This is a genomic window from uncultured Algibacter sp. (assembly GCF_905480415.1).
Taxonomy (GTDB): Bacteria; Bacteroidota; Bacteroidia; order Flavobacteriales; family Flavobacteriaceae; genus Algibacter_B.
In genome coordinates this window covers 1-6,474 of record NZ_CAJQQI010000087.1, presented here as the reverse complement: position 1 = coordinate 6,474, position 6,474 = coordinate 1, and the positions used below count along the sequence as shown (strand labels likewise).

4 protein-coding genes and 1 pseudogene are annotated in these 6,474 nt (G+C 34.1%); 1 reads left to right on the top strand and 4 read right to left on the bottom strand.

Annotation, left to right across the window (positions count from 1 at the left end):
* Together lon and QZ260_RS06325 are read right to left on the bottom strand one after the other, a co-directional pair.
* A partial coding sequence (gene lon, locus QZ260_RS06330) for an endopeptidase La (RefSeq protein ID WP_295984108.1) occupies nt 1-2,229 on the bottom strand: 2,229 nt, incomplete at its 3' end.
* A 184-nt stretch (nt 2,230-2,413) separates the two neighbouring features.
* The gene (locus QZ260_RS06325; RefSeq protein WP_271560051.1) at nt 2,414-3,064 is read right to left on the bottom strand and encodes a rhomboid family intramembrane serine protease; all 651 of its coding nucleotides are present in this window, start codon (nt 3,062-3,064) and stop codon (nt 2,414-2,416) included.
* A gap of 88 nt (nt 3,065-3,152) precedes the next feature.
* On the opposite strand from QZ260_RS06325, the gene QZ260_RS06320 reads away from it, so the two are divergent.
* Nucleotides 3,153-4,034, top strand: coding sequence for a lysophospholipid acyltransferase family protein (locus tag QZ260_RS06320; RefSeq protein WP_295984104.1), 882 nt, complete (start codon nt 3,153-3,155; stop codon nt 4,032-4,034).
* Nucleotides 4,035-4,256: 222 nt separating this feature from the next.
* Here QZ260_RS06320 and aroC read toward each other — a convergent pair whose 3' ends face one another.
* Together aroC and QZ260_RS06310 are read right to left on the bottom strand one after the other, a co-directional pair.
* Entirely contained in the window at nt 4,257-5,318 is a 1,062-nt protein-coding gene (aroC, locus tag QZ260_RS06315) for a chorismate synthase (protein WP_295984102.1), read from the bottom strand.
* Nucleotides 5,319-5,512: 194 nt separating this feature from the next.
* Nucleotides 5,513-6,474, bottom strand: a pseudogene (locus QZ260_RS06310) (FAD-binding oxidoreductase); the annotation flags it as partial.

The window sequence follows — 6,474 nt, the reverse complement described above, 5'->3', positions numbered from 1 at the left end:
CAATGTGATTTCGCCTGTCATAGCTAAACTTTTCTTTACCTTTTTCTGAGTAAAAAGTGACACTAATGATGTTAACATGGTAACACCTGCACTTGGTCCATCTTTAGGTGTGGCGCCTTCCGGTACGTGAATATGCACATTATATTTATCAAAAACCGATGGGTTGATTCCAAATTCATCAGCATAAGATTTAATGTACTCCATAGCAATTGTAGCAGACTCCTTCATGACTTTACCAAGGTTTCCTGTAATGGTCATAGTACCCTTTCCTTTTGAAAGTATAGATTCTATAAACAGAATATCACCACCAACACGAGTCCACGCCAAACCAGTGACCACTCCAGCTACATTGTTATTCTCATATTTATCACGCTCAAGCTTTGGTCCACCTAAAACTTTAATGACATCTTCGTTTGAAACTTTGATGCTATAGTCTTCTTCCATAGCAATGTTTTTGGCCGCATAACGCACCATTTTTGCGACTTGCTTTTCTAAACCACGAACACCAGATTCACGTGTATAACCTTCAACAATTTTTTCTAATTGAGGTTTACCAATTTTTAGATGCTTATCTGTTAAACCATGCTCTTTTAACTGTTTTGGCAATAAATGACGCTTAGCGATTTCTACCTTCTCCTCTATAGTGTATCCTGTAACGTTGATGATTTCCATTCTATCTCGTAAAGCAGGCTGAATAGTAGACAAACTATTGGAGGTTGCAATAAACATAACCTTTGACAGGTCATAACCCATTTCTAAAAAGTTATCGTGAAACTCACTGTTTTGCTCAGGATCAAGCACTTCTAACATTGCTGAAGACGGATCACCTTGATTTGAATTTGAAAGCTTATCAATTTCATCAAGAACAAAAACTGGATTTGATGTCCCTGCTTTTTTCAAACTTTGAATAATACGCCCAGGCATCGCTCCAATATACGTTTTTCTGTGTCCTCGAATTTCTGCTTCATCTCTTAAACCGCCTAATGAAATTCTAACATATTCTCTACCTAGAGCTTCAGCTATCGATTTACCTAATGAGGTTTTTCCAACACCTGGAGGTCCGTAAAGACATAAAATAGGAGACTTCATATCATTTCGAAGCTTGATTACTGCTAAATATTCAATAATTCTTTGTTTTACATCCTCTAAACCAAAATGATCTCTGTTTAGAATTTTCATGGCACGTTTAAGGTCGAATTTATCTTCACTAAACTCATTCCATGGTAAATCTAAAAACAACTCTAAATAATTTCTTTGAATAGAATATTCAGCCACCTGAGGGTTCATGCGTTGCATTTTAGCAACTTCTTTTTCGAAATGTTTAGCTACATCTTCATCCCAAAGCTTTTTACTAGCTTTAGCTTTCATCTCATCAATTTCCTCATCATGACTTACGCCTCCCAATTCTTCTTGAATGGTTTTCATTTGCTGATGCAAGAAATACTCACGCTGTTGTTGGCTCATGTCCATTTGAACTTTAGACTGAATATCATTCTTAAGTTCTAATTTCTGAAACTCAACATTCATATACTTAAGCGTCGCTAAAGCACGTTTCTTAAGATCATTGATTTCTAAAAGCTCTTGCTTCTCAGTAACAGAAAGATTCATGTTCGATGACACGAAGTTGATTAAAAACGAGTTGCTTTCAATATTTTTTATAGCGAAAGAAGCTTCACTTGGAATGTTTGGACTTTCCTTTATAATTTCTAAGGCTAATTCTTTAATAGAATCTATTATTGCTGAAAACTCCTTGTTCTTTTGAGCCGGTTTTGCCTCAGGAATGTCTCTTATCGTTGCATTCATGTATGGCTCTTCAGTAAGCACTTCGGCTACTTTGAAACGTTTTTTTCCTTGAATAATTACAGTAACATTACCATCAGGCATTTTCAAAACACGCAAAATCCTAGCTACCGTACCGGTTTCATGAATATCTTTTGCATTCGGTTTTTCAACAGATTCATCTTTTTGAGCAACTACACCAATAACTTTCCCGCCTTTGTTAGCATCATTTATAAGCTTAATTGATGCATCTCTACCAGCAGTTATAGGAATAACAACACCAGGAAACAGCACCGTATTTCTTAAGGATAAGATTGGTAGAGTTTCCGGTAACTCCTCATTATTTATAGCTTCTTCGTCCTCTGGTGTCATTAACGGAATTAACTCTGAGTTTTCATCAAACTCCTGTAATGACAAACTGTCAAGGGTAGTAAATTTAGATTTCTTCATAAATATATTCTAGGTCAATCTGTCATTAAAACAAAATTGATGATTTTTGATGTTTTATATTAAACATAATAACATGCTGAATATGAGTAAATTGAAATTAGATAAACATACGCAACACCTCTATAAATTCAATAGCTATGCCATATATGAAAATAGAGATTCAAAAAAATTAAAAGTTCAGGTTTTACACCTTTCCCATCTTTTTCAAAACAAACAAAAGAGCAATAGGAATAGCCAATAAAACAATCATCAACAAATTCGTTTCAAATAACCACGGTGACAATATTAAAGTAATTAAATATCCGCCAATAGCACCTCCAAAATGTGCGTCATGACCAATGTTTCCTATTCTATTTTTCATTCCATAAATAGAATACAATAAATAGCCAATACCAAAAATATAGGCAGGAATAGGAATGGGAATAAAAAACATATAAAGGTTCATTCCTGGTTGCAATAAAATTGCGGAATAAATAATACCACTTACCGCTCCACTTGCTCCCACTGCACTATAATGATATTCATTTTTATGAAAATAAAGGGACAACAAACTACCAACGAGAAGACTTCCAAAATACACAAAAAGAAACTGAATTGGGCTTAAGAGTGTTATAACAACATCTGCAAAAAAGTATAGCGACAACATGTTAAATAATAGATGTTGTGTATCTGCATGTAAAAACCCAGAACTAACCATTCTTATTTGTTCACCACGCCGCACGCCACCGACCTGAAACTTATACTTATCAAAAAAACTATAATCACTAAAGCCTTTATATGATATAATGACATTAGCCGCAATTATTATAATAGTTACTAAATCTAATTTCCCCATGTGGTATAAACGTTTATTCTAGAATACTATTAATTATTGTTTGTAATTAGTATAGTATATATTTGCGCTACAAATCTAAAACTAATTCATGCAATTTCTAGTTTATATTTTGGTTTATCCTCTGTTATGGATAATATCTATATTGCCCTTTAGATTACTGTATTTTTTATCCGATGGTTTTTATATACTACTTTATTACATTATTGGCTACAGAAAAAAAGTGGTTACAAATAATTTAAAATTAGCATTTCCAGAAAAAACAAATCAAGAAATATCTTTAATTAGAAAGCGGTTTTATCATCATTTATGTGATATGATGTTTGAAGCCATAAAGTCAATCACGATTTCTGAAGCCGAAATGCAAAAACGTTATGTTTTTACTAATGTTGAAGAAATTCATAAGCTTGAAAAAGAAAACAGAAGCATCGTTTTATTTATGGGGCATTATGCCAGTTGGGAATGGATTTTCATCTTACAAACGCATGTAAACCATAAAGGCTATGCTGTTTACAAGAGACTTAGCAATAAATATTTTGATGCGCTTGTAAAACGCATACGTGCGAAGTATAACAGCCATTTAATAACGACTAAAGAAACATTTTCTATACTTATAAAAGCTAAAGAAAATAACGAGTTAACGTTTAACGGTTTTGTTTTTGACCAATCTCCTAAACTTAATAAAGCGGTTTATTGGCAGGAGTTTATGGGTATAGAAGTCCCTGTTCATGTTGGTGCTGAGATACTTGCAAAACGTTTGGATATGGTCACTCTTTTTTTAAAGGTAAAAAAGGTAAAACGTGGTCATTATGAAGCTACTTTCCTAGATATCAATAGAAATACTAAAGATTATGCAGATTTTGAGATTACCGACCTTGCCCTAAAGCGTGTTGAAGAGCAAATTAATGAAGCTCCGGAATACTACTTCTGGACCCACAAACGTTGGAAACATCGTGGACAGAAACCCGAATAGAGTATTAAATTAAATTTATTTAAAATAATCTTTACAACTGACTTATTTTTCAGGTAAGAGTTAAACCAAAGCGGATAGCTTAGCCCCGATTGAAACGGCATCCTTTTTAAATTTAAAGAAAGCTAAACTTTGACTAAGAAAAAGCATTAACAGATTGCCACGTACTTCACCCCAATAATAAAATAGCTTTAAAAAGATATAGTGGAAAGCGGGAAATAGCTTCTAATTATAAAGCTTATTAATTAAGTAAAAATCTGCTATAACTAGAGCAGCCATAGCTTCTACTATAGGAACAGCACGAGGCACCACACAAGGGTCGTGACGTCCTTTACCTTGCATTTCTACTGTATTACCAGCCTTATCTATCGTTTCGTACTTTTGTATAAGTGTCGCTACAGGTTTGAAAGCCACATTAAAATAAATATCCATTCCGTTGCTTATTCCACCTTGAACACCTCCAGAATAATTGGTTTTCGTTGACCCATCACTGTTAAAAGAATCGTTATGATCACTTCCATACATAGTACTTCCATGAAATCCGCTACCATACTCAAAACCTTTTACAGCGTTTATAGACAGCATAGCCTTTCCTAATTCGGCATGTAATTTATCAAACACAGGTTCGCCTAACCCAACAGGTACATTTTTAATGACGCAGCTTACAATACCACCAACGGTATCTCCTTTTCCGCGTACTTCTTTAATATAGGTCTCCATTTTAGAGGCCATTTCTTGATCTGGACAACGCACAATATTAGATTCCACTTTTGAAAGGTCTATTTCATTATATGGTGTATCCAATCTCATTGTTCCAACTCCAGAAACGTAAGCCGTAATCTCAATCCCTTTTAGCATTTGTTTTGCTATAGCACCAGCCACAACACGACATGCCGTTTCGCGAGCAGAACTTCGGCCGCCGCCTCTGTAATCTCTTACACCATATTTTTTATCATAGGTGTAATCGGCATGACTTGGTCTGTAACTATCTTTTATGTGTGAGTAGTCATGAGACTTTTGGTTAGTGTTTTCTATAACAAAACCAATAGAAGTCCCGGTAGTTACTCCTTCAAAAATACCTGAATGAAACTTTACTGTATCAGGTTCTTTACGCTGTGTAACAATAGCCGACTGCCCTGGCTTTCTTCGGTTTAATTCGTTTTGAATTTCATCTATATCTAACTCTATACCCGATGGGCAACCATCAATAACACCGCCTAATGCAGGTCCATGAGATTCACCATAAGTTGTTAAGTTAAATAGTCTTCCGAATGAATTTCCTGCCATAAGTAGAATTTTGGTGCTAAAATAAATCTATTCTAAGACATACGGAAATTGAAATTCTGTTTTCTTGAAAAGACTTGAAGTTATAAATGTTTATTTAGCCAAAATATGATAATGAGATGCCTAAATCTTACCTCATTTTGATATGACAAAAAAAGATGATTTAGAAACTAAAAACTACCAACTGTGACTGCATACTATACAAGTGCTTCTCTTAAAATTGAAATTGGATGTTTGGCATCACGATTAGTTCCATCTTTAATTTGATGCCTACAACTTGTTCCGTTTGCAGCGATTACAGTATCGTTTGCAGCTTTTCTTACTGCTGGAAATAAGGTTTGCTCCCCAATCTGCATACTTACTTCATAATGTTCTTTTTCATAACCAAAACTGCCCGCCATTCCGCAACACCCACTTGGTATTATAGTCACCTTGTAGTTTTTCGGCAAATTCAATACTGCAAAACTTGACAATTGGTTACTCATAGCCTTTTGATGACAATGCCCGTGAAACTTGATGCTTTTGGACTCCAAAGTAAACTGTTCTGGTTTTATGTTTCCTAAACCTATTTCTTGTTGAATAAACTCTTCTATTAAAAAAGTGTTTTTTGATATCGCTTCCGCGGAAGTTTTATCGTCTGCTAATCTTAAATACTCGTCTTTAAAAGTTAAAATTGCTGAAGGCTCTATGCCTATTAATGGTGTGTCAGAAGAAATCATATCTTTAAATAGAGACACGTTTTTATTAGCAACATCTTTGGCTTGTTCTAATAAACCTTTTGATAAAAATGACCGTCCAGATTCAGCATTGTCAATCAACTTAACCTCGTAGTTTAATGCTCTTAAAAGTACAATTGCATCAACCCCTATTTGGGTGTCTAAATAATTTGTAAATTCATCATTAAACAGGATTACGGAATTCGCAATTTTATTTTTAATTAATTTATTATCAGATAATTGAAACTTCTTACTTAAACTTTTATTTGAAATAAAAGGCAAACTTCTTTCTTTAGCAATACCAAATGATTTTTTTAATATTGTAGATGTAAATCTGTTTGAAAAAACAAAATTTGCAAGGCCAGGAAGTTTACTTCCTAACTGATTTAACTTATTATTATAAGCAAACAATTTGGTACGCAAAGATACCCCGTTTTCTTTTT